At 62.2% G+C, this 20,854-nt stretch carries 27 protein-coding genes; 22 read left to right on the top strand and 5 right to left on the bottom strand.

All coding sequences use genetic code 11. The features are described from left to right. Positions 1 to 200 precede the first annotated feature (200 nt). The 8 genes from ACYCUK_RS00415 to ACYCUK_RS00380 all read left to right on the top strand — a co-directional run bounded on the left by ACYCUK_RS00415 (position 201) and on the right by ACYCUK_RS00380 (position 5,519). On the top strand, positions 201 to 686 hold the full coding sequence (locus tag ACYCUK_RS00415) for a hypothetical protein (protein WP_461592903.1): 486 nt from the start codon (positions 201 to 203) through the stop codon (positions 684 to 686). Between the two features lie 194 nt (positions 687 to 880). Next, positions 881 to 1,369, top strand: a complete 489-nt coding sequence (locus ACYCUK_RS00410; RefSeq protein WP_461592902.1) for a plasmid fertility inhibition factor family protein — start codon at positions 881 to 883, stop codon at positions 1,367 to 1,369. A gap of 316 nt (positions 1,370 to 1,685) precedes the next feature. Beyond that, positions 1,686 to 1,892 carry a hypothetical protein gene (locus ACYCUK_RS00405; protein ID WP_461592901.1) on the top strand — a complete coding sequence of 69 codons (207 nt, stop codon included), beginning with the start codon at positions 1,686 to 1,688 and terminating at the stop codon, positions 1,890 to 1,892. A gap of 84 nt (positions 1,893 to 1,976) precedes the next feature. Continuing rightward, positions 1,977 to 2,933 (top strand): phospholipase D-like domain-containing protein, encoded by a 957-nt coding sequence (locus ACYCUK_RS00400; protein ID WP_461592900.1) that lies wholly within the window; start codon positions 1,977 to 1,979, stop codon positions 2,931 to 2,933. 121 nt (positions 2,934 to 3,054) lie between these two features. Beyond that, a complete protein-coding gene (locus ACYCUK_RS00395) occupies positions 3,055 to 3,252 on the top strand; it encodes a hypothetical protein (protein WP_461592899.1) in 198 nt (65 codons plus the stop codon). Further along, positions 3,246 to 3,740, top strand: coding sequence for a DUF1643 domain-containing protein (locus ACYCUK_RS00390; protein ID WP_461592898.1), 495 nt, complete (start codon positions 3,246 to 3,248; stop codon positions 3,738 to 3,740). Before ACYCUK_RS00395 ends, ACYCUK_RS00390 begins: the two co-directional genes overlap by 7 nt. A 387-nt stretch (positions 3,741 to 4,127) precedes the next feature. Further along, a complete protein-coding gene (locus ACYCUK_RS00385; protein WP_461592897.1) occupies positions 4,128 to 4,715 on the top strand; it encodes a hypothetical protein in 588 nt (195 codons plus the stop codon). A gap of 513 nt (positions 4,716 to 5,228) precedes the next feature. Next, positions 5,229 to 5,519, top strand: a complete 291-nt coding sequence (locus ACYCUK_RS00380) for a hypothetical protein (protein WP_461592896.1) — start codon at positions 5,229 to 5,231, stop codon at positions 5,517 to 5,519. A gap of 39 nt (positions 5,520 to 5,558) precedes the next feature. Here ACYCUK_RS00380 and ACYCUK_RS00375 read toward each other — a convergent pair whose 3' ends face one another. Further along, entirely contained in the window at positions 5,559 to 6,233 is a 675-nt protein-coding gene (locus ACYCUK_RS00375; protein WP_461592895.1) for a hypothetical protein, read from the bottom strand. A 118-nt stretch (positions 6,234 to 6,351) separates the two neighbouring features. Here ACYCUK_RS00375 and ACYCUK_RS00370 point away from each other — a divergent pair, with 118 nt between their 5' ends. The 10 genes from ACYCUK_RS00370 to ACYCUK_RS00325 all read left to right on the top strand — a co-directional run bounded on the left by ACYCUK_RS00370 (position 6,352) and on the right by ACYCUK_RS00325 (position 13,276). Beyond that, a complete protein-coding gene (locus ACYCUK_RS00370) occupies positions 6,352 to 6,657 on the top strand; it encodes a hypothetical protein (protein ID WP_461592894.1) in 306 nt (101 codons plus the stop codon). Between the two features lie 98 nt (positions 6,658 to 6,755). Beyond that, positions 6,756 to 7,946: a hypothetical protein gene (locus tag ACYCUK_RS00365; RefSeq protein ID WP_461592893.1), complete on the top strand. Its 1,191-nt coding sequence runs from the start codon at positions 6,756 to 6,758 to the stop codon at positions 7,944 to 7,946. Positions 7,947 to 8,014: 68 nt separating this feature from the next. Then, positions 8,015 to 8,743 carry a PspA/IM30 family protein gene (locus ACYCUK_RS00360; RefSeq protein WP_461592892.1) on the top strand — a complete coding sequence of 243 codons (729 nt, stop codon included), beginning with the start codon at positions 8,015 to 8,017 and terminating at the stop codon, positions 8,741 to 8,743. A 1-nt stretch (position 8,744) separates the two neighbouring features. After that, positions 8,745 to 9,161 (top strand): hypothetical protein, encoded by a 417-nt coding sequence (locus ACYCUK_RS00355; RefSeq protein ID WP_461592891.1) that lies wholly within the window; start codon positions 8,745 to 8,747, stop codon positions 9,159 to 9,161. 2 nt (positions 9,162 to 9,163) lie between these two features. Next, positions 9,164 to 9,541, top strand: a complete 378-nt coding sequence (locus tag ACYCUK_RS00350; protein ID WP_461592890.1) for a hypothetical protein — start codon at positions 9,164 to 9,166, stop codon at positions 9,539 to 9,541. Positions 9,542 to 9,554: 13 nt separating this feature from the next. Then, positions 9,555 to 10,499, top strand: a complete 945-nt coding sequence (locus ACYCUK_RS00345; RefSeq protein ID WP_461592889.1) for a heavy metal-binding domain-containing protein — start codon at positions 9,555 to 9,557, stop codon at positions 10,497 to 10,499. Continuing rightward, positions 10,496 to 11,320: a heavy metal-binding domain-containing protein gene (locus ACYCUK_RS00340; RefSeq protein ID WP_461592888.1), complete on the top strand. Its 825-nt coding sequence runs from the start codon at positions 10,496 to 10,498 to the stop codon at positions 11,318 to 11,320. Before ACYCUK_RS00345 ends, ACYCUK_RS00340 begins: the two co-directional genes overlap by 4 nt. Continuing rightward, a complete protein-coding gene (locus tag ACYCUK_RS00335) occupies positions 11,320 to 11,913 on the top strand; it encodes a hypothetical protein (protein ID WP_461592887.1) in 594 nt (197 codons plus the stop codon). The genes ACYCUK_RS00340 and ACYCUK_RS00335 overlap by 1 nt, the downstream gene beginning before the upstream one ends. A 132-nt stretch (positions 11,914 to 12,045) precedes the next feature. Further along, positions 12,046 to 12,594 (top strand): hypothetical protein, encoded by a 549-nt coding sequence (locus ACYCUK_RS00330; protein WP_461592886.1) that lies wholly within the window; start codon positions 12,046 to 12,048, stop codon positions 12,592 to 12,594. 1 nt (position 12,595) lies between these two features. Then, complete coding sequence (locus tag ACYCUK_RS00325; RefSeq protein ID WP_461592885.1) at positions 12,596 to 13,276, top strand: Bax inhibitor-1/YccA family protein; 681 nt, start codon at positions 12,596 to 12,598, stop codon at positions 13,274 to 13,276. 75 nt (positions 13,277 to 13,351) lie between these two features. Here ACYCUK_RS00325 and ACYCUK_RS00320 read toward each other — a convergent pair whose 3' ends face one another. Further along, positions 13,352 to 14,110, bottom strand: a complete 759-nt coding sequence (locus ACYCUK_RS00320) for a hypothetical protein (RefSeq protein WP_461592884.1) — start codon at positions 14,108 to 14,110, stop codon at positions 13,352 to 13,354. A gap of 274 nt (positions 14,111 to 14,384) precedes the next feature. Here ACYCUK_RS00320 and ACYCUK_RS00315 point away from each other — a divergent pair, with 274 nt between their 5' ends. From ACYCUK_RS00315 to ACYCUK_RS00300, 4 genes are all read left to right on the top strand, one after another. Further along, positions 14,385 to 14,933, top strand: coding sequence for a hypothetical protein (locus ACYCUK_RS00315; RefSeq protein ID WP_461592883.1), 549 nt, complete (start codon positions 14,385 to 14,387; stop codon positions 14,931 to 14,933). Beyond that, the gene (locus ACYCUK_RS00310; RefSeq protein ID WP_461592882.1) at positions 14,930 to 15,109 is read left to right on the top strand and encodes a hypothetical protein; all 180 of its coding nucleotides are present in this window, start codon (positions 14,930 to 14,932) and stop codon (positions 15,107 to 15,109) included. The genes ACYCUK_RS00315 and ACYCUK_RS00310 overlap by 4 nt, the downstream gene beginning before the upstream one ends. Positions 15,110 to 16,056: 947 nt before the next feature. Further along, positions 16,057 to 17,190, top strand: coding sequence for an RNA ligase (ATP) (locus ACYCUK_RS00305; RefSeq protein ID WP_461592881.1), 1,134 nt, complete (start codon positions 16,057 to 16,059; stop codon positions 17,188 to 17,190). Between the two features lie 123 nt (positions 17,191 to 17,313). After that, entirely contained in the window at positions 17,314 to 17,877 is a 564-nt protein-coding gene (locus tag ACYCUK_RS00300) for an AAA family ATPase (protein ID WP_461592880.1), read from the top strand. Positions 17,878 to 18,449: 572 nt separating this feature from the next. Here the strand turns inward: ACYCUK_RS00300 and ACYCUK_RS00295 are convergent. The 3 genes from ACYCUK_RS00295 to ACYCUK_RS00285 all read right to left on the bottom strand — a co-directional run bounded on the left by ACYCUK_RS00295 (position 18,450) and on the right by ACYCUK_RS00285 (position 20,806). After that, positions 18,450 to 19,022 (bottom strand): glycine-rich domain-containing protein, encoded by a 573-nt coding sequence (locus ACYCUK_RS00295; RefSeq protein ID WP_461592879.1) that lies wholly within the window; start codon positions 19,020 to 19,022, stop codon positions 18,450 to 18,452. Positions 19,023 to 19,107: 85 nt separating this feature from the next. Beyond that, positions 19,108 to 20,484 carry an HDOD domain-containing protein gene (locus ACYCUK_RS00290; protein WP_461592878.1) on the bottom strand — a complete coding sequence of 459 codons (1,377 nt, stop codon included), beginning with the start codon at positions 20,482 to 20,484 and terminating at the stop codon, positions 19,108 to 19,110. Next, complete coding sequence (locus tag ACYCUK_RS00285) at positions 20,474 to 20,806, bottom strand: helix-turn-helix domain-containing protein (protein ID WP_461592877.1); 333 nt, start codon at positions 20,804 to 20,806, stop codon at positions 20,474 to 20,476. The genes ACYCUK_RS00290 and ACYCUK_RS00285 overlap by 11 nt, the downstream gene beginning before the upstream one ends. Positions 20,807 to 20,854 lie beyond the last annotated feature (48 nt).

Genomic DNA, 20,854 nt, shown 5'->3' with positions numbered 1-20,854 from the left:
TAGCCGCATTAAGTGCCAGGCCGCTTCAAGAACCGGTTACAGAATAGCACAAGTTTGGTTCCGCCAGAATCTAATGGCCCTAGCCCGGACGACCAGAACCGGGTAAAATGAGTGTCTACGTGGAAGGGGAGAAGCACATGGCCGCCAAAACACCGGAAAAGGACCGCCAGTTCGAACGGATTCAGACCTTGAGAACGGTCATGACCGCCTCGGGCTGGGATCTCAACCTCATTTCCGAAACGGAAGCGGTCCAGGATTCGATCTTCGCCTACCTTTATGACCATCATTGCAGCCAACTGACCTTGTTGCAGGTCCCTGCGCCGGTCTTTCAGAAGCTGCTCCGCCAGGGGGCACAACTGTCCCGGCGCAAAAAAGAACAGGTTTGCACGGCGCTCATCACCCGGATCCACCAGGGGCTGGAAACCGGCGATTCGTCGGAACTGGCCGCGCTGTTCAGCCTGTACTGGGGCGGAACCGAAACCGCCAAGATCACGAAGGCCGAAGTACCCCATCGCTTCGTCGTACATTACCCGTTGCCGGAGCGGGCCGGGCTGCTGCGGCCTTTCGCCATGGACGACCCTTCCGGGTCCCGGTTTCCATTGCCGGCCAACCGGGCCCTGGAGGTGGTGCACCAGGTGCGTATCCAGGACAGCGCCAGGCATCCCGAATGGTTTCCAGGCGGCTAGCCGCGAGAACACTTCCGGATCTGGATTTAGTCCTCGACCAGCACAACTAGCAATTTGAACAGGAGGCACCAACGGTGGGAAATACACTGATCGGAAGCGCGGGCACCCGCATAGCGGGTATTCGACAGAGACATCCCAAGGCTTCGAGCGAAGCCGTTTTCGCGGTAACCGTGGGTGACGGTCGGACGGTGTACATGTGCACCGGTCCCCTGCACGATGCGCGGGAAGACCAGGTTTTCGTGGCCAATGCCGAGCATTTTGTGCGGCTGTGGCGCGCCAACCTCCACGAGGACCAAAAGCCGTTGGCGCAGGGGACGCCGGACTCCTGGATGAAAGATCGGAAATATGCCAAGGCGGCTGGCGGGTTTTCCCGCGGAGAAACCGACCCGGTTCCTTTGGCGGAAGCGATGCTGGACGTCCGGGAAAATCCGAACTTGTCGCTGCGCACAACAGGCGCCGGCTGGATGTCCCGGCGTCGGCCTCATGATCGTCCACCGCTTTACTCGGCAGGTCTTACGCTCGGGAACGGATACACTCGAACCATCTGGTTATTGGCCAACGGCGCCCGTTCTTTTCCGGTGCGCGCACGCGCGTCAGACGGCGCGGGCTTATTGCATCGGCTGGTAGGCGAACCGGATTTCCCGCTTACGTGGATCGCCGATTTTGGTAGAGAGGACTTCTGATGAAACGGCCGCCGGTAGCTGGCCAGGTTTCGCGCCGGCACTGGACGCCTTCCGGGCTTGCGGTCTCCGCATTGCACACGATAGGCTCTTTCGATATACTAAAATTATAAACTGGCACAGTGGGCCGTTAGCCCCATCCGGACTCCAGGATTGGTCACCCGGAGGCCCGACCTCCAACTGCGACGACCGTCTGAAACGCTATCCGGATTTTAGCCGGGAGTTCCCGCATGCCGCCCACCACAGCCATTGCCTATCGCGAGAGATGCCTCAACGGGTCCCCGCCCCGGATTTCGAATTCTCCGGAGGAATCGGCCTGATGGGAAACAGCGGCTTGGCGGCGAAGGAACTCTACTACCTGATGCAGGGATTTCTAGCCTGCGCCGCGCTAGGGTTTCTCTGGGTTGGCACCGCCGCTTTCTGGGCTTTCCTCCGAGGCCGAAAAACCCCGGAAGCATTGACGGGGGCAGCACTGGGCGGCCTGGGTTTCGCCCTTTTTTCGGCCATCGTGCTTATCGGGCGGTAGGCCCGTGTGCGCCGTGAAGCACCCGCCACTGGATCCGGTTTTATTCTTCCAAAATCGCATCGAAAACTGACCAAAGGACCAGCCTTGATCTACATCGAACCCCACGCCGGACCCGCACCCATCGAACAGGTCATCGCCGACGCCCGCCATTCGGTGGACCTCAGCGTATACTACCTGTCCAGCCGACCGATCCTGCAGGCCCTGGCCGCGGCGCACGCCCGGGGGGTGGACGTCCGCGTCCTCCTCGACGGAAAGCCCTATGGCATGCGTCCCGGCCTGGTCCAAAAGGAATGGCGGGCCGTCCGTGCCACCGGTGCGTCCGTCCAACGGGCGCCGGCCCGTTTTGAGGCGCGGCCCGGGCGCTATGCGTTCCTGCACAACAAATACGTGTGCAACGGCCATCGCTGCGCCATCGGCACGGCCAACTACGACTACAGCGCTTTCCACTACAATCGGGAGTACATCGATGTCACCCGGAATCCTGCCGTGGTTCAGGCGGCGCGCACCGTGTTTCAGGCCGACTGGACCAACCGTCCGGCGGGCACCCTGCCCCACCGGATTCTGGTTCTTTCTCCGGGCAGCGAAACCCGGATAGCGGCCATCATCGATCAGCCCGGACCGGTATCCCTGGAGAGCGAGGAGATGGGTAACGATCCCCAGATCCTCCAGGCCATCGCCGCCAAGGGGCGGTTGGCCAGAATCATTCTGCCGGCCGGCATCAGCCCGACCGACCAGCGCAACGTGCGATGGCTCCGGGCACGCGGCGTCCAGATCCGGCTCCTGCCAAAGCGGCCGATTTACCTCCACGCCAAGATTATTGTCGGTCCGAATATATCCTTCATCGGGTCGGAGAACTATTCCAGAAGTTCGTTGGACCTGAACCGTGAGATGGGTATGCGGCTGCGCAATCCAGCCGAACGGCGGATCCTCCAGGCGCAGTTCGACCGGGATTGGGCGGCGGCCGCGCGTTCCACTTCGGCGGAATACCGGCGGCGCGATGACCGCTACGAGCCCCATTGGCATCGGACGTACGGCCGATGACCTCCACATACCCGCGGGTTTGGTTACTTCGATTGCGCGTACTTTGCTTACCACTCTGCGGGTGGCTTATCATATATTTTCTTGTGGGCGGCTTATCATCAACACGGAGTTCGACGCCATCATGCACCAAACGACAAAAGTCCTAGACCGCTGCTATAGCCTGCTTTCCGCGGCGGAAACCGCCCGTGCCGCCCTGCTCCGGGTGCAACCGCAGATCCAGGGCGCCCTGCCGCGACAAGACGTGGAAACCGCCTTGCGCGAGCTGGACCGGGCGCTGGCTGGCGCCCTGGAGGTCCTTGGCGATACCTTGTCATGCTGAGCCCTGAACGCACGATTCGCCCGGCGGCCCTGTTCTCCCCCGACCGTCGCCATCGCTACGGGTTGTGGCGATACTGGGGAACCGGATCGCGGACGGTGATGTTTATCGGCCTCAACCCGTCCACCGCTGACGAGATTCGAGACGACCCCACGGTGCGCCGTTGCATCGGTTACGCCAAGACATGGGGATTCGATCAGATGTGCATGACCAACCTTTTCGCCTACCGGGCTACCTTGCCCGCCGATATGCGCCAGGCCCCGGACCCGATCGGCCCCGACAACGACCGGTACCTGCTGGAGTTCGCCCGCCGGGCCGAGCTGGTGGTCGCCGCCTGGGGCGCGCATGGCGGTCACCTCGACCGGGAGACCCGGGTCCGGCATCTGCTTCGGGACACGGCCTTGCACTGTCTCGGCCGCACCAAAACCGGGCATCCGAAGCATCCGCTGTATCTGCGTGCCGATCTGCGGCCCATCCCGTATGGGGACTGACGGATTGTCCGAGGCCCTGGACCGGGCCGGTGGCGCCCAGGTGGCCTCCCGCTGCTTCGCCCGGGACGCCCGCCGATGGTTCCGACATTATGCCGGGCATTCCGGCCAAAGCCCCGGACCAGAATGGCTTGGTCTCGCTCCGGGTCGTCCGGAGCGGCCGAAACCGGTTGACGCTACAGATGCTTATGGTATACTGTTATTACATCAGGATACCGAGAATATCAGATGCCATTGCCCAAAGACCGTCCCCGCCCTACTCCGCCGGAATTGGTTGGTTCAAGAACGGCAGACGAGCCGGAGGCTACCGACAATCCTGCCGGTACCTCTCGGATCGGCCCCCCGGCGGACGGCAGGCCCGGTTCGTGGCCGGTTGGCCCCATCGATTACATGCACCTATTGGAGCATCCCGAGGAGATTTCCGAGTTTGGCCGGATGCCCGCCACGCCCAGCCTGGCCCAGCCTGGCCTGGCCTGGGACCAGGAAAAGCTTCCGGTCGAGAAACTATCGGAACAGATCCAGAGACTTCTGGGCCTGCTGGCGCAAGCCCACCCTTACCTGGCCACCCGGAAGCATTCGCTGCTCTCCCGGGTTACCGGGTCGGCGCTGGTCAAGCGGCTGGACCATCACCTGGCGGTACAGGAACTGCCGGAAGTCCTCCAGCAAAGCGAGGCGGCTGCCCAACGAGTCCGCGAATTGTGGGCGCATGCCAAGGCCGTGCTGGAAGAAACTTCCGGGCAGGAAGCCGAGCTGAAGGCCCTGCTGGACGGCGCCCAGGCCTGGCTCCGGGACCATCCGGAAGCCGGCGAATCCGACAACGCCCTGAGCGCCAGCCCCCGGGAACGGCTGCTGAAACGATATGCCAAAACTCCGGATGAAGACGGTTTTACCGGAGTCCAGGATTCTCTGGCGCATGGCATCCGTTTCGTGGCCGACCTGTTGGGCGGCATGCCCAAATCGTGCAAGTCCGGATCGTAGCCCGGTCATACGGGAGGCGTTATGCGACCAGCATTGGACCCGCTTCGAGCGCGCATCCGCTACTTCGGCATCCAACCGAGCGCGGTAGCCGCCGGTTTCGGCCTTGGATTATTCGGACTTTTCGTGTTCGTCGACGGGGGGGGTACAGGACCCCTGGACGGCAGGAAACCTGCTGGGGGCCGTCGGCGCGGCGCTGATCGCCGGCGCCCTTCTCGTCCTGGTTGGATATTTACCAGCCAGCACGCCCTGTTTAAGGGATCTGCAGTCCTGGGCGGCCCGCCATCCGGAAATCAAGGCATACCTCTGCGAAATGGGCCGTCGCGGATATAATCTTCGGGGCCTGGATTGGATGCTGTCGGCCGCCCGGGTGGAATTCCTGCGCAAAGCGCAGCGCCGTCAAGAACGGTTAGCCATCGAGCGGTCCCTGCTCTCCCCTTGCCCACCGCCTTCGGTTCCGGAAAACGGCCCCGTTGCCCGATAACCCGTATCCCTTCCGATTCTGGAGCACTCCGAATGCCGCTTCCGCCGAACCACCCCAAGATCGTTTTCGCTGAGCAGGATCTCGTCGATCAGCTTCCCGGCATCGAGGCCTGGGTGTGCGACACCTTCGAACTGGAAGGCGGCATCCTCCTCACGGACGAATCGCGCATCGGCGATTTCATCAGCCTATGGGAGATTGACGAGGACCCTTCCCGGTGGAACCGGATTCGGCGCGAATGGGCCGACCAGGGGGTGCCGATAGAGCGGCGGGACTTGGTAACGGACGTCTACCGGCGGGTGCTCGCCGCCAAACCCCGGCAATAAAGAACGGCGGAAGGACTCCGCCGTCGAGGTGAAAACAGGTTACCAAATCCAGGGCCGGTTCCTTGGCGGCACGTCTGGGCGAACGAGGTTTCCCACCAGGGCCCCCGCAAAACTAGGCGCATATTGCGTCAATATCGGCTCCCAGCTAGCCCACAGGTAGTCATAACCGATGATGCCGTCGCCCGAAGGTTTGTTCTGATGATAGCGCCTACACTGGTGTCGCCCACGCGAGATCAAGTCCTGGATCTGCGGCAAAAAAATCGTTAGCGACGTCTCTTCCGTCCATGGAAACTCCGTTCTGCTCCAATCGGGGGGGTGGCCTAGCGCCAAATTGTGCAACTGGAAATCCGGGCGGACGAAAAGCCAGACTAAAGACAACTCGGCGAGAGGCATAAGGTTTTCCCCCTGCGCCAGGCGAGCCGTTGCTTGGTACACTTCGGAGGCGTATCGATATACTCGTTCGGGCGATGAACACATCGGCCGTACGTTGTCGGGGCTGTCCTGCATCAAGGCCAAGCCCAGATGGGAGCCTTTCGCGGCCGGAACGATCATCAGGGCACTCACCCCTTGGCGCTGTTCCCGGCAGGGCGTCTGGGCGACGATGGCGCCATCCAGGCCCAGACGAGGATCCCCTATCAGCTGGACGTGTAGACCGAGCAGTGCGTCCAGCCGGGTTCGTTCGGTTGCGGGTTGGATCATGAATGCGATCTCCATAAGTGGCCTGCCTAGTATAGGCGACAGCGAACGCGGTCCGTGAACATTTTCGGGCCAAGTTGTGGCGCCGACCTATACTGTCGGGACCGTCCCAGCTTCAGGAGTCCGCATGTCAGCCTTGTCCAGAATCGTAAAAAGCATGCCCGGCCGGAATGCCACCCGGTCGGCTCCGGTGTCCCCCGATACGACGTCCGACGCGCTGGCCCTGGCCCTGGCCATCGACGCCGAACTGTCCCGCGCGGCGCACGGCCATCCCGGCTTCAGCGGCGCCCATGCGCGCTGTGCCGGAGACCGGGTCAGCGTCCGCTACCACTCCACCCAGGAACCGTTCCTGCTCACCCTGGCACAGGCACGGGCGTACCTTGTCCGGTTGCAAACCGGCCATCGGGGACCCCACTGGGAAGCGCAGGAAGTCCGGACGTGACCCGCCACACATTCCGGGCCATCTTGCCGACAACTTGGCTTATGGTATATAATAAATTCAGTTCTAACTGAATCCCGCATCCGAGAGGCGCTCACCCCATGTTCAAACCAATCGCGGTTGTCCTCCTGACCCTTGCCGTTCCCGCCCTGTTCCCCCCGCTGGCCGAAGCCGCAGCCGCAACGCCGCAGATGATCCAGTCCGAAATCGCGCATGCCCAGCCACAATTGGCCATCCGGCAACTGGCCCCGATCCTGAAGGCCGACCCGCACAGCGCCAAGGCCTGGTATCTGCAGGCCGAAGCCCTGGACGCCAGCGGAAATGACCAGGCCGCCAAGCAAGCCCTGTCCACGGCAGAGCACCTGAACCCCGGAATGTGGTTCGCCAATCCCAAGGATCTGCAGCGGCTGGAACAGCGCGTAGGCCTGACGGATGTCGCCGCCGCCAAGGCCCAATCCCGGCTATTGAAAACGGTGGACACCATCCTGGGTATCCTGATTGGCCTTGGTCTCATCGGATTCCTGGTAGGCCGCCGGCGCTCCACCGCGGAGGCGGCCGCCGCGGAAACGGCACGGTCCGACGCCCTGGTCAAGCTGACGGAGGCCATGACCGGGCCGTTCAACCAGGCCCGGATCAGCGCGGATGCCCAAGGGGATACGGTGCGTCTGGCCCTTTGCAACAGTCTGCTAGTCAGGGTGTCCAATCAGGCCAGCGCCCTGAAAGCGGCGGTTTCCGCCACCACGGAAGACAAGCGGGAGGCCACCGAACGCGCCTTGAAAACGCTGTGGCAGGCGCAAGCCCAGTTGGATCCGGCCCAGCCCGGGGCACAGGCGGCCGCGACCGGCCTGTTTTCCCACTCGATCCCGGAAGCCACCCCAGCGCCGGCGGCCCCAGTGGGGAGCCCCGGAGTGTTCGCCCCCAACAGCGGTCAACCAACCTACAATGGCCAAGGGTACCCGTCTGCCGGTAATTCCGGCGGCGGGATGCTCGATACGCTCATTACCGGCGCCGAACTGGGCGTCGGCCTCCAGGTCGGCGAAGACCTGATCGACGGTCTTTTGGGCGGTGGCCGCGAAGAAGGTTTCGGCGGGGGATTCGACAGCGGTTCCGGCTCTGACTTCGATTCCGGCTTCGGCGGCGGCTCCGACGACGGACTGGCTGGTGGTTCCGATTCCTTCGGCGGGGATGGTTCCGATGGCGGTACGGACGACGGCCTGTCCAACGACGACGATTCCGGAGACTTTGGCGGAGGAGCCGACGACGGGTTCGACAGCGGCGATTCCTCCTGGTAATCCCGGCCTATACTGGCTAACCAGCACTTTCCGGGCCGGAAGGCCCACCTACCACAAGGAGCAACCCTATGGGACTGTTTTCCCGCGCAGCAGAAATCATCCAGGCCAAGACCCACGCGGTCCTGAACGGCATGGAGAACACCGATGAAACCCTGGATCTGTCCTACGAAAAGATGATCGGGGCGCTCCAGGACGTCAAGCGGCATACCGCCGATGTCGTCGCCGAGCGGATCAGCCTGGATCAGCAGATCGCCGCTTGCCAGAAGAACATGACCCGCTCCGAAGCCGACGCCAAGCTGGCCTTGCAGGACAACCGCGAGGAGTTGGCCAAGCAGGCGCTGCTGGCCAAGACCGCGGAAGCCACCAAGCTGGCCTCGCTGCAGCAGGCCCACGACGGCATCGCCGCCCAGGAAGCCAAGCTGGCCGACTACTGCGCCAAAATGCAGCAGCGGATCGATGCCTTTCGCACCCAGAAGGAGGTTCTCAAGGCACAGAACAGCGCCGCATCGGCCCAGGTGAAGGTGACCGAATCCCTGTCAGGCATCGGCAGCACCAGGGGCAACGCTGGCGATGCCCTGCAGCGCGCCCAGGATAAAACCCAGGCCATGCAGGCCAAGGCCGCCGCGCTCGACTCCATGATGGCCTCCGGCGTGCTGTCCGATCCCCTGGACCACCGCTCCCAGGTCGAGAAGGAACTGGACCAGTTACACGCCAGCTCCAGCGTGGACGACGATCTCGCCCGCCTGAAGGCCGAAATGAATCCCCCGGCTGTGGCCTCCAACGACAAGGCCGTCTAAGATGGCCTCCCGCGTGGTAACCGGGGCGCGTCTGGCGCGCTCCGCCTTGCTGACCGGCGGTTTGGCGCTTGCCTTGAGTTCCTGCGGGCTGACAGGGCATTCCAACCCTTTGCTTGGGCACTGGACCCTGGAAAAAGTCCGGATGACCAACCCCGCCATGAACCGCCTCGGGCAGTCGATGGTCGGGGAACATTTCGATTTCCGTAAACACGAAATCATCGTCACCAAAGGGGCACGTCGCGCCACCATCCAGGTCAGCCACTATGCGGTCAAGGACCACGGACGCAAGGTCTGGACCTACAAGGTCATGCCGGCCGGCCAGCCGTCCGTCGGGGAGTTCAACCGGATTTCGGATGGCGGCCAGCGTTTGACCGTCAAGGACCCGGGGATGACACTGATCCTGAAGCGGGCCGGCTAACCGTGTCCGGCCTGGATCTCCAGTTGGCCTGGATCCGGCGCGCGGGCGGCGACCTGCGGGTGTTCACCAACGCGCTGGCCAACCAGTTGGAAACCGCCCTGCCCAACCTGACCACGGTGGTTCGGCGCAAGAATGGGCTCTTCTCCAAAACCACCCATGTCCGCAGTATCGAAATCCGCACGGATCCGTGGCGTTTCCATCTGGAATACGATGGCTCCCGTCTCACGGCCAGCCGAGCGCAAGCCGTCCACGGAGTCACGCTGAGAACCGGCGCCCTGCCGCTGGACGAGTGGCTGCGGCACCTGCAAACCGAAGTATCCCGTCTGTCCGGCGAGCTTCAGGGGGCCGACCAGGCCCTTCACGATTTCCTGCTGCGCTAACGAGCGAGGTCCGATGTCCTTTTCTGATGCCTTACGCGCCAAAATCACCGGTTTGCCCCCATCGCCGTCACCTGCGGCCCCTGGAGCCGACTCCGCTCAACGCCAAGCACGGCAACAGGAGTGGGAGCGCGCCCTGCAAGCCGGCCGCCTGCCCAGCTTCGTCCAACAACGCTTGGCCGACACCCAGCGCGGCGTTCAACCCTGGTCTAGCACCGCGAGCCCCGCCGAACTCCTGCTGATGCGGTCCCACGGCATCCGGCCGCTCGGGATGGTCATGGGCAACTGCTGGTACCACTTCGGGTTCTCCTGGACCCGGGGGCACTACGAAGGCTGGCATCTGGCGCTGCGCCGGATGCAGCTCGAAGCCCGCACACTGGGCGCCAACGCCATCGTCGATGTCCACATGAAAGTGCGCAAGGGCGAGGCTGACGACATGGACTACGCCGTCACCGGAACGGCCATCCGCGTGGCGGAACTACCGGCTTCGCCCACCCCGTTGGTGGCTACCATTTCCGCCCTGGAATTCATTCGCCTTCTGGAGGACGGCATGGTTCCGGTCGGTATCGCCATCGGTGCGCATTACGACTGGTATACCGCCTGGTATGGCGATGACCAGGAGCGGCTGGCGCGATACCAGCCCGGGACGGCCTACTACAACCAGGAGATCACCGACCTGTCCCGGTTTCAGGAATCGGTCCGGCGCCGCGCCATCCAGGAGTTGCGCCAGGACGGTGCCCGCATGGCGGCTTCCGTCCTGGCGCACACCCAGTTCACCCAGATGTTCCGGGTCGAACGGGATGATGATAACCCGGAACGGTTCCTGTGCCGGCACATCGCCATCGGTACCGCCATCGTCCATGATCCGCACACCCATCCGCGGCAGGCCATCCGCCCTACCCTTTCGCTGGGCGAACGCCCGTTGAACGCCACCCCATCCCAGAAGGAATCCCTGCTATGACCGACACCACCGAACGCCTGGCACCTCATGCCGTGGAACGCCTGAAGGGCCTGCGCGGCCAGGGTAGCCATGCCGGCATCTTCACCTCCGACCTTTCCGTCAACGAATTCGTCATGGTCCGCAAGGCGGGCTTCGAGCCCTTGGGCCTGGTGATCGGTTCCTGTATCTACCACATGGGCGTCCAGTACGGCAGCTGGAGCCGGAACATGGAAATGGAAGTCCTCTCCCAGGCCATGTACGAGGCCCGGGAACTGGCCATCAGCCGGATGGAACAGGAGGCCTCGCTCCTCCAGGCCGACGGCATCGTGGGGGTCCGTCTCGAAGTGAAGCGCATGGAGTGGGACGACCAGGTCCTGGAGTTCATGGCCATCGGCACCGCCATCGCGCACCGTACCGGAGCGCAGGGCTTCAAGGGGGTGGGCGGCAAGCCCTTCACCTCCGACCTTTCCGGACAGGACTTCTGGATGCTCCTGCAGGCCGGCTACCGGCCCATGGAAATGGTCATGGGTTCCTGCGTGTATCACGTCGCCCACCAGGGTTTCATGAAGTCCCTGGCCAATGCCGGGCGCAATGTCGAACTCGATCAGTTCACCCAGGCCATGTACGACGCCCGGGAGCTCGCCATGGAACGGATGCAGCACGAGGCACAGGCGGCGCAGGCCGACGGCATCACCGGGGTCCAGCTGAAGGAAGGTTCCCACAACTGGCAGCCGCATGTCATCGAGTTCTTCTCCGTGGGCACCGCGGTCAAGGCGATGGATAACGCCGACCAGATCGTCGACGCGCTGCAACCGCAGCTGGTGCTGCCGATCGACGCCTGATGGCACGCTCGCACTTGATCGCGGACGTTGGTCCTTCCGTCGATAGCCACCACTGGGTTCAGCAGCTGCGCCTGCCGTATTACACCGTGGCGCAAATCCGGAATCTGAAGCGGGGAGAACGCCTTTCGCTGGTGAACGTATCCGGGCCTCCGTGGCAATATGGCGGCCCGGATAGTCGGGCATCGGCCCATGTCGAAAAGGGTTATGGCTTCTGGGAGCTGCAGGCGGTTTGGGAGATCCCCGCCGGACAGCGAGCCGAGCGCCGCGGGACATGGGGCACCGGACCGCTCTTGTTTTGGCTGAAAAAAGGCAATCAGATTGTCACACTGGCTGACGACGCCGAAAGATGGCGACAGGCCAAGCGCATGCTGCGGTTATGCCGCCGTCTGGCGCACGTCGCCAAAAGCCGGGGAGAGCGGCGAGCCTATGGCGATCTGCTGCCTTACCCTAATAACGGACGGGAAAACACCTTTCTCGAATTCCTTCGGGGAATCGCGGTTCATCCATACGGCCTGGGCGCCAATCACCCGGAAGGCCCTGTGGTCGCCAGGCCCCCGTCCTCCGCTGGGGCTAGGCGACCCTGGATCTTCTGACCCGCCGGGAGGCCCGGTTGCCCACTGGAAAACCGGTTCGCGCGGGATAACCGCTTACGCATATAGCGTAAAAATCACTGGAAACGAATATGCGGTCCCTATACTGGAGATCGTCCCGTCGAAGGTTGCATCATGCCTGACTTGCGCCGCCTGTGGCTCCCTGCCCTGCACTTCTGGTTCCGCCTGGCCTGGCGGCAGACCGCGCTCGCCCTGGCCATCGGTCTGGTGCTGCTCCCGGTCATGGGTACCGCGGCTATCGAAGACATGCTGCATCCGAGCCTCACCGTAACCGCCCTGTCGGTGATGATAATCCTCGCCCCCTTCCTGCTCTTGGCATTCGTGCTGGGTACCGCATGGATCATCCAGTCGAGCTTGTGGGCCCGGCCATTCCGGTATCAGGAGCAAAGCTGGCGCTTTGCTCTCTATCAGGGCGGCCGGGAGGTGGCTCCGGACTGGGGGAAAGCCTGGTTGGTCTACTGGGCGCTGACCTGGCGGGGATTGCTGATCAACATCGGGATGATGGCTGTAGCCTGGGTTCTGCCCATGGCCTGGCTGGTTACTGGATTCATCGCCCAATACGGGGCCGCTTTCTGGTTTCTCTCGAAGTCCTATGGAAATCTGAAACTGGACCTTATCGAGCTATCGACCAATAATGTCTTCGTATCTGATCAAGGAGCCTGACATGCCGCAAAATTCTGACAACAACCCTTACGTCAGTGCCTACAGGCACGCCGCCGCCGGTGGCCTTGGCGAACTGCTGGCCAAGACCTACAGCCTGCTGGCGGCCACCCTGGCGGTATCGGCGATCGCATCCTACTTCGGGATGCACTCGCCATTCGTCTTCCAGCATCCGATCCTGCTGATGATCGGGTCGTTCGCGCTGCTCTTCGCCGTGCAGTACACCGGCGCGCGCCATAGCCCCCTGGCCGTCCCCCTGGTCTTCGCGTTCGCGGCGGGAATGGGCCTGATGATGGGGCCGATGATCGCCGTCTATCTCAAGATGCCGGGAGGCACCGGGATCGTCACCGAGGCGCTGGGGACGACGGCGGTCATGTTTGTCGGTCTGTCGGCGTACGGCGCCCTGACCCGCCGCAACTTCAGTCACATCGGCGGCTTCCTGATCACCGGGCTGATCGTGGCCATCGTGGCGTCCCTGCTGAATGCCTTCCTCTTTCATCTGGAGGCCCTGCAGCTTGCCATCGCCGGCGTCATCGTCCTGGTGTTCAGCGGCCTGATCGTGTATGACACCCAGCGGATGGTACAGGACGGAATTCAGGAACCCGTCCTGCTGGTGGTATCCCTGTACCTGGACATCATCAACCTCTTCCAGGCCCTGCTGGAGATATTCGGCAGTCGGTCCTGACCCCGCAGTCCGGCAAACGGCCCGTTTGTTGGCTACCAGCCCGTGGCTGGCCGCCTGCCGGTTCCCCGGGTTGGATTAGCCGGTGGCGGTGCCCCGCCGGGGGGACAGCACCCTATCGAGTTTCGGCCCTTCGGCAACCAACCATTCGCGCAGCAACCCTTCGTCAACGGCTTTCTCGAAAGACAGCCCCGCCCCGGTTACGGTATCCAGCAACGCCTGGATGGCTTCGCTGGGCAAAAAGCGGAAAGGCTCGACTCCCGCTTCGGGGGCGTCGCTCGAATGCCGCCATCTCAAAAAGATTGGATCCTCAAAATCATCATCAGCCTCCTCCTCCGACCAGACCCATTGCACGGGTTCCGGAAGTACCGAGAGATCCACCGGTTGCGTCTCCAGCAAATCGATCGCGTTCTCGAAGGCCGTCATGGTTATCCGCAACCAGCGCCAGTACGCCTGCAAAGCCAGGAGGCACCGATCTTGATCGGTAGTGATCGACTTCATGGCGGGGATAGCCAGCGACACCAATTCTTCCAGAACGGAAGAAATCCTGATACCGGAGCAGCGATAGCCCATCTCGAGCACGTCCTCGTCCGAAATCCACGTCCGCAAGAGCACATAGGCGCCAGCCGGCCGCGCTCCCTTGAAAATGACGGGCCTATCGTCGAATTCGAGCTTCAGGCCCCCTTCCAGGAACCTGGCCACCCGGAGATACGGGCTGGTGTCCGCCGTTTCGCCGTAGACGGCCAGGATCTCATCAAAAGTCAGGCCCTGGTTCTTCAGCATTTGCAATGCCAACCGCGAGTTGCTGTCCGAAAAGATATCCGTTTGCTCATTCATTCTTCCTGATCTCCTGTCGTGTACACTCGCGCACACTATAGCACTGGTTATTGTTAGTCTCTAGTCCGCAGACCAGAAAAGTCCGGTTTCCAGGAGCCGCCAGAGAATCGGTTTCATGAGATTTTGGTATTCTAAACAACAGCGATGGACCACGCGCGGGTAGGCCGGCCGGTGCGCCCTTTTTCGCCCAAACTCAATCCGAAGCTCGCCCGGCCGACCTCGTGGCTATACTCAGGCCACAGCCATCGGCGCGCCATTCATCCGGAGAAATCACGTGTTCCTGGTTAGCCATCAAGGCCTGGTCTTCGAAGGCGATCAGCACCTGCAGCAGATCAATCCCAAGCCCTTGCTCTTCCCCATCGCCTTCCAGGATCCTGCAGTAGACCTCCTGGGCGGGGCGTCAAGTTATGTATTTCGGGAGGATCGCCAAGACCTGGCCAAGCGTCGGCGCGCCGGCCGGATCTACCAAACCAGCACCGAAACCCGAGAATGGGCCGCGTGCAATTTCCCGGCTTTGGATTCCCAGCTGGAAATCGAGCGCCATCGGCTGGTGCGTCCGGCAGCGGTCTATCAACCGTTTTCGGCCGGGGTCGCCTGCCGGTTACCAGGTACCTCCGCGCTGATCGGGAAAGGCATCCTGACCACCCGCTGGGACATTACCACGGTGGAGCAACTGCTGGACGGCGTGTGGCTGGTGCTCTCACAGTCCGCTCCACCCCAGCATTGGCCGGGGGAGACCGTCCCGCTGCCGGTCCCAGGTTCCCGTCCTCTACCCCAAACCTGGTGTCACGCGACGACGGCCAAGGAGGCACTCCCACAATGATCCTGATCGGTATCGTGGTTCTGGCTCTCCTCCTCTTCCTGCGTTTCTTCTGGGTGCTCATCCGGTGGGAGGTGCGCTGGGACATGCGCTTGCTGGAATTCGGAATGCACGCTTTCCTGCTGGGCGTATTGCTGACGCTGGCCGCCCTGGTCTACAAAGGTCTGCTCGTACTCTAGGGGGTATGCGGCATTCCCGGCCAGGCGGAACAAGCCGATGACGCAATAATCATTGGTATACGATTTATCGTTATATTTTCTTTTTTGTCTAGGCTTTGGTTCTGATCCGAATAAATGATTCAGGCGCCCTTGCCGGCGCCTTTTCTTTGGTCGTCGCCGGCCTTATACCGCCTTCAGGCCGCGGCGACGGGCCTGAATCGAGGCCTGCCGGTCCTCTTCAGTCATGGCCACCTTAAAGTCAGCGTAGGTTCCATGCAAAAGCGCTTCGCTAACCCGGCGTCGGGGGTCTGTCGGCGCCAGGGAACGCATCTCGTAATCCGGCCTCAGTCTTAATGGCGGTCAGATCGCGTCCGAATTCGGCCATCAAGGGACCGTATAGCGCCAGGCAGGCTTGCGTAACTCGGATCATGCCGTCTGACCGGGTGACAAATCGGTGTTCGAAAGGAATATTCTCGATAGGTAGAGGTAATGGCATAGATATTACTCCTGGCGTTATCCCATTTATTGGCTATTATAGTTCAGACTGGATGATCTGTTAAGTCATTCTGATCGCTTTCCGCCGCTGTGAAATCTGCAGCAGGTACCGGGCGATTTCGAAATCCCGGTTGAACGCCGCAGCCACAGCCGCCCGCCGAATTGGTTTAGGCAGGCATCCTAGTCTGACAGTGGGCCATATCGACCCCATAGGTGCTGCTGTTGGCCGCTTAACTTGGCAAAGAACGGTTTCAGGGAACGACAGCACCTCCGGCCCTATTGATTGAATAGCATAGCAAAAACCGGGCGATTGTCGAGCGCGGAACCCTTCCAGCATGAAAAACCGCAGGAGTCATCGGGGCCGATGGCCTTGCGCGGTCCACCGTATGCGCACTTCTGCTATACTATAGTGCGTCATATTCCAGGCGCCAAGGACAGCAGGGTCTCCGACCCGTTACCCAAGGAGAACACGGATGAGTCATTTTCAATGCCAGGTGCTGCCGCTAGAGGTTTTGCCCCACGATAACGCGGATGCCCTGGAGTTAGCCAAGGTCGGGGACTATCTCTCGGTGGTACGCAAGGGCTATTTCCGCACTGGAGACTGGGGCGTATACATCCCGGAAGGCGCGGTCCTTCCGGAACCCATCCTGGAACGTATGGGGTTGACTGGAAAACTGGCGGGTTCCCAAGCCAACCGTGTCAAAGCGGTCCGGTTGCGGGGCGTGCTCAGCCAGGGGCTGGTTTATCCCGTGGATAAACGATCCGGTTGCGCCGGCGTCCTCAGCCTGCCAGACGGTCTGCCTCCCCGGGACGGGTATTCCGGAGTACTGCCGATTCCCGTCGAACTCGGCCAGGATGTCAGCTCGCTGATGGGCATCGTCAAATATGAGCCGCCTATCCCGGCCCACATGGGCGGGGAGGTCCTGAATCTCGGGGCCGAATTGACGGTGGCCTTTGACGTGGAGAATCTGAAACGGTATCCGGACCTCCTTTTGGAAGGAGAACCGGTTCGAGTGACGGAAAAAGTCCACGGCACGTTCTGCGGGGTGGGTATCGTCCCTGCGGCGTATGCCCACCCGGAATTGCTGCATGGGCGGATTGCCGTCTTCAGCAAGGGCCTGGGAGGCCAGGGCCTTTGCTTCAAGGACAACGAGAGAAACCGGCATAACTTGTATCTGCGCGCCATCCGGGAAGCCGGAGTAGACCGCTTCCTGCTGGAGTATTTTCCAGAGGAGGACGTCCCGGTATTCGTGTTGGGCGAAGTCTTCGGAAACGGCGTCCAGGACCTCGCGTATGGCCACGTGTCTCCCGGATTCCGGGCTTTCGACGGGGTCCGCGGCTTCCGCGGACAGCAGGTCTTCGATCGGCGCGTCTATCACGGGTTTCTGCCGGAAGTCACTGTCCTGTACGAAGGGCCTTACCGAAAGCAGATCGTGCTGGACTTGACCGATGGCCGGGAATCCATCTCCGGGAAGGAAACCCATCTTCGCGAAGGCGTGGTCATCCGTCCGGCCACCGAGCGGTGTTGCCCGGAAATCGGACGGGTGTTGCTCAAGTCGGTAAGTCAGGCCTATCTGCTGCGCAAGGGTGGCACTGAACTGAATTAGCTTTTCGTAGCCGAGACCCCGTCTCGGCTTTTCCATGCCGGAAAGGCTCAACCCGCTGGGTTCCCAGCCGGAGACCGGCCCTATACTGGAAAGGCCCCCTGCCGAAAAAAGGATATCGCCCACATGGAAACCACCATCATCAACCTGTTCGGGGCGCCAGGCTCAGGCAAGAGCACCTGTGCCGCCCATGTGTTCGCCAGCCTCCGGGAACAGGGGGTAGCGGCGGAATTCGTCCCCGAGTACGCGAAGGAACTGGTCTGGTTTGACAACAAGGCCGAACTGGCCGACCAGCTCAGTATCTTCGCCGAACAACACCGCCGGATCATCCGGGTCTTCGGCAAGGTGGAGTATATCCTGACGGACGGCCCCCTGCTGAACTCGATCCTGTTCCAGCCTGAAGGCTATCCGGAGTTGTTCACGGAGACGGTTCTGGCGTTCCATGCCCGATTTCCCCGCCAGAAAAACTATCTGCTGAAGCGAACTCATTCGTATGAAAAAGCCGGGCGCCAACAGACCGAGGAAGATGCCGTTTTGCTGGGCCACAAGCTGGAAGGCATCCTGCACCGGCACATTCCGGGACAGGTAACAACCTTGCCGGTCGGGCAAGCGGTTTCCGCCATAATGGCTGACCTACTGGCGGAACGGGAGGCGGAAAAAGCTCTTTCGGCCCTGGGGCAATGCGCTTGACCAAGCATACGGATCGCGGCCTAAGCCTCTGGGGTCTATACCGTTGGTAATCCGATTGAAACCCTGCCTGTTTGGCAGGGTTTTTTTACCAAGAAGCGCGCCGGTCAGTGACACCACAAAAATGAACGGCAGGGATCCTGCTGTTTGCGACGGGATAACACCTGATAAGCCACCCATGCGGTGGTAAGCGTAGGACCATGACGACGCGGGCGCGGGTAGATATGATAAGCCACCCATGCGGTGGTAAGCTATTCGGCAGGTTCCTGTTACGGCTTGGGATACAATGACTTAGCCGATCTCGGCACCTAGCGCAAAGATTTTTCGGTCAGGGCGTAATATCTTGATTCCGAAAGAGTCCGCTTCCGATCAAAAAATCTTTGTTTTTAGTATACAGAAAGTCTGAACCAGCTTCAAGCGACTGCGACACAGCCCGGCAAGACAGATGGAGCGCCAAAAGAAGCGGCTACGCCGCACCATGGGGCGTGGCCCCCGATCGGGTTTCCGTAAATCCAGAAATTCTCCCCCGTCTCGCCTCCCTTTGGGTACAACCGCCGGCCGGCACGCAGATGCCGTTACCAGGAGACGAAAACGGAGCCATCCGCACCATTCGTGGCCACACCTCCCGCCCCGCCTCCGGTAGGATTATCCGCGCTACTCGTGGCGGCCACCGGAAACATATCACTGCCCAGTCCCGTACTCGTGCCACCTCCGGCGCCACCGGCGGCTTCACCCTGCAGAGCGGCGGCATACGAAATGCTGGACGGGTTCCCGGGATCCCCCGTGGCTTGGCCGACGTCGGCACCGCCAGCCCCCACCGAGACGCTGAGCGGAGTGCCTGGGTTGGGAATATCGAAGGATACCTGGTGGCCCGGTGACCCCACACTGTACTGGGCATAGAGATCGCCACCGCCACCGGCCCCGTTCAGGACAACGTGCAGCGAGGCGCAGCCGGCCGGGACGCTCATCGAATAGGTTCCGGGCGCCGTTGCGGACCAGGAACCCGCGAGGCACGGCTGGCCCCCGGGGATTTCCACCCGATATTCGAAGTTCTGCGCCAAGGCTGGACCCGCGCCCAGCGCGAACCAGAGCAGGGCTCCTCCGAAAAGCGCCCGGATGGGGGAAAGACTGATGCGTATTTTTGGCATGGAACAGGTGCTCCTGACTGGAACGCCGCATGGAGGATCTCGGAATCGACCGACAGCCGTCGACCATTGCCAAATATAGAATCAGTCAGGCTGGATATGCCTGCAGGACCAGATTCACCTGTCGGACAAACAGCTGGAAGGCACTGATCTGCGCAGGCCCCAGTGCCCGCCCGGAAGCCCTGCGATCGGCATACAACAGGCCAATGACGCGCTCCCGCAGCAGAACTGCCCCCATCAGGGCATGCCGGCCTCCGGCTTCTAACTGCAGGCCCCCGGCCGGCTTGGGGACCGCAGTGCAGGCCACGGCGTCTCCGGCGGCCAATAACCGCTGCAACGGTTCATCATAGGGCGTGTGGAAGCCATCCGCCCGTACGACCGGCCCCTGCCCGGTAAAAATCCGGCCTTGGAAGTGTGGGGCATCCGCCGACCGCAGGGCGAATACCGTGCCGTCGAATCCGCCGCCGCGCAGGATCCCTTCCACCGCCGCGTTGATCAGGACGTTGAGATAGATGCCGGCCTTCGGCAAGGCGTGCATGTCCGTCAGCGCCTGCAACTGGACCTCCGCGTCGGCATCGAAGCACAATTCGAGACCTGGATCATCCACGGTTTCCGCCGCATCTCCGGCCAGGATCCACCCCGGTGGGCACATGGCCAAGGCCCGCTTCTGGTTCTCGCGCATCTGGGCCGCCAGGTCGCCGGGAGACTGTTTGATCACCGCGGTCAGCCGGCTCACCAGCCGTTCCACGGCTAGGGGCGATCGGGTCTTCAAGGCCGCTACCGTATCCCGCCCCAGCGCCACCGCATTCGGCCGGTGCGCCACCGTGATTTCGGCGGCCAGGTCCTGGAGACCCCACGCATCCAGCATGCGCAAGCTGAGATCCTTGCTGCGAAAGCCAAAGATCCGCTGTTCCGCCAGCTCCTGATCCTCTCCCCGCGCCAGGGCCCGGTCCAGGTCCTCCGCCTGTTCGCCTCCGAAGCACCACAAGGAGAGTTGCCCGATATCCTGCAGCATGGCAGCCACAAACACCCGTTCCGGGGACCCGCGCGTTTTCTCCGCGATAAAACGCGCCTGGGTGGCGGCATGCAGGACGTCCCGCAGCAGCGCCACCACCCGGGACCGGCATTTGGCCGAGGTGGCGCTTTCCAACACCAGGGCCGAGTAACACAGCGTCCGGACGGTATCGAGCCCCAGCACGATTAACGCCCGCGTGATGGTGTCGATCTTCTGCCTGCCCGCGTTGAAATAGGACGAGTTCGCCATGCGCAATACCAGCGAGGTCAACGCCGGGTCGGAAAGCACGATATTTCCGATTTCGGTCATGCTCCGCGCCGTGTCGTCCGTGGCCTGCAACAGCTTCTGCACCGTCTCCCCCAGGATGGGCAGATCCTTCTTGGCCAGGTCCTCCGCCCAGGCCGCCAGCCCCCTTGGGGAACCCAAGGGCGCCTGCCCCTTAACCACCATGATCCGCACTCCTCTTCCAGGCCGCCAGATAACCAGGTAACGTCTGCAACCAGCGTTCGATGCCCGCACGTTCGCAACCCGAATAAGCCGTCAGATCCATCCGCAATACCGGACCGGATACCGCAGCCAACCGCCGAAACTCCTCGGCTTCCGGTTCCGTCAGGTCCAGAATCTCCTGTAGCCGCCCGAGCAGGGTCCGGGGCGCAATTTTCCGGCCTCGAGCCAACGCCGACAGAAACGCCTCGGAACAGTTCAACCGCTCGGCCATGTCGGCCTGCCGCCAACCCCGCTCCCGGCAACATCCGCGCAGTTTTTTCCCCAAAGGGGTCACTTCCGTCCTGGGCATCGCTGGCCGCCATTAACCATTAAA

The sequence above is a fragment of the Thiomonas sp. genome (assembly GCF_054608695.1).
The sequence above is the reverse complement of the archived record's forward strand: the minus strand, read 5'-3'. Positions and strand labels throughout refer to the sequence as shown.

Excerpts from the sequence above, each read along its gene's own strand:
- ACYCUK_RS00335 (WP_461592887.1), top strand. The coding sequence starts at position 11,320 with ATGGCACGCTCGCACTTGATCGCGGACGTTGGTCCTTCCGTCGATAGC.
- ACYCUK_RS00405 (WP_461592901.1), top strand. The coding sequence starts at position 1,686 with ATGGGAAACAGCGGCTTGGCGGCGAAGGAACTCTACTACCTGATGCAG.
- ACYCUK_RS00355 (WP_461592891.1), top strand. The coding sequence starts at position 8,745 with ATGGCCTCCCGCGTGGTAACCGGGGCGCGTCTGGCGCGCTCCGCCTTG.
- ACYCUK_RS00415 (WP_461592903.1), top strand. The coding sequence starts at position 201 with ATGACCGCCTCGGGCTGGGATCTCAACCTCATTTCCGAAACGGAAGCG.
- ACYCUK_RS00390 (WP_461592898.1), top strand. The coding sequence starts at position 3,246 with ATGCTGAGCCCTGAACGCACGATTCGCCCGGCGGCCCTGTTCTCCCCC.
- ACYCUK_RS00385 (WP_461592897.1), top strand. The coding sequence starts at position 4,128 with ATGCACCTATTGGAGCATCCCGAGGAGATTTCCGAGTTTGGCCGGATG.
- ACYCUK_RS00395 (WP_461592899.1), top strand. The coding sequence starts at position 3,055 with ATGCACCAAACGACAAAAGTCCTAGACCGCTGCTATAGCCTGCTTTCC.
- ACYCUK_RS00320 (WP_461592884.1), bottom strand. The coding sequence starts at position 14,110 with ATGAATGAGCAAACGGATATCTTTTCGGACAGCAACTCGCGGTTGGCA.
- ACYCUK_RS00360 (WP_461592892.1), top strand. The coding sequence starts at position 8,015 with ATGGGACTGTTTTCCCGCGCAGCAGAAATCATCCAGGCCAAGACCCAC.
- ACYCUK_RS00345 (WP_461592889.1), top strand. The coding sequence starts at position 9,555 with ATGTCCTTTTCTGATGCCTTACGCGCCAAAATCACCGGTTTGCCCCCA.
- ACYCUK_RS00305 (WP_461592881.1), top strand. The coding sequence starts at position 16,057 with ATGAGTCATTTTCAATGCCAGGTGCTGCCGCTAGAGGTTTTGCCCCAC.
- ACYCUK_RS00290 (WP_461592878.1), bottom strand. The coding sequence starts at position 20,484 with ATGGTGGTTAAGGGGCAGGCGCCCTTGGGTTCCCCAAGGGGGCTGGCG.
- ACYCUK_RS00330 (WP_461592886.1), top strand. The coding sequence starts at position 12,046 with ATGCCTGACTTGCGCCGCCTGTGGCTCCCTGCCCTGCACTTCTGGTTC.
- ACYCUK_RS00365 (WP_461592893.1), top strand. The coding sequence starts at position 6,756 with ATGTTCAAACCAATCGCGGTTGTCCTCCTGACCCTTGCCGTTCCCGCC.
- ACYCUK_RS00410 (WP_461592902.1), top strand. The coding sequence starts at position 881 with ATGTGCACCGGTCCCCTGCACGATGCGCGGGAAGACCAGGTTTTCGTG.
- ACYCUK_RS00380 (WP_461592896.1), top strand. The coding sequence starts at position 5,229 with ATGCCGCTTCCGCCGAACCACCCCAAGATCGTTTTCGCTGAGCAGGAT.
- ACYCUK_RS00340 (WP_461592888.1), top strand. The coding sequence starts at position 10,496 with ATGACCGACACCACCGAACGCCTGGCACCTCATGCCGTGGAACGCCTG.
- ACYCUK_RS00310 (WP_461592882.1), top strand. The coding sequence starts at position 14,930 with ATGATCCTGATCGGTATCGTGGTTCTGGCTCTCCTCCTCTTCCTGCGT.
- ACYCUK_RS00295 (WP_461592879.1), bottom strand. The coding sequence starts at position 19,022 with ATGCCAAAAATACGCATCAGTCTTTCCCCCATCCGGGCGCTTTTCGGA.
- ACYCUK_RS00375 (WP_461592895.1), bottom strand. The coding sequence starts at position 6,233 with ATGGAGATCGCATTCATGATCCAACCCGCAACCGAACGAACCCGGCTG.
- ACYCUK_RS00325 (WP_461592885.1), top strand. The coding sequence starts at position 12,596 with ATGCCGCAAAATTCTGACAACAACCCTTACGTCAGTGCCTACAGGCAC.
- ACYCUK_RS00300 (WP_461592880.1), top strand. The coding sequence starts at position 17,314 with ATGGAAACCACCATCATCAACCTGTTCGGGGCGCCAGGCTCAGGCAAG.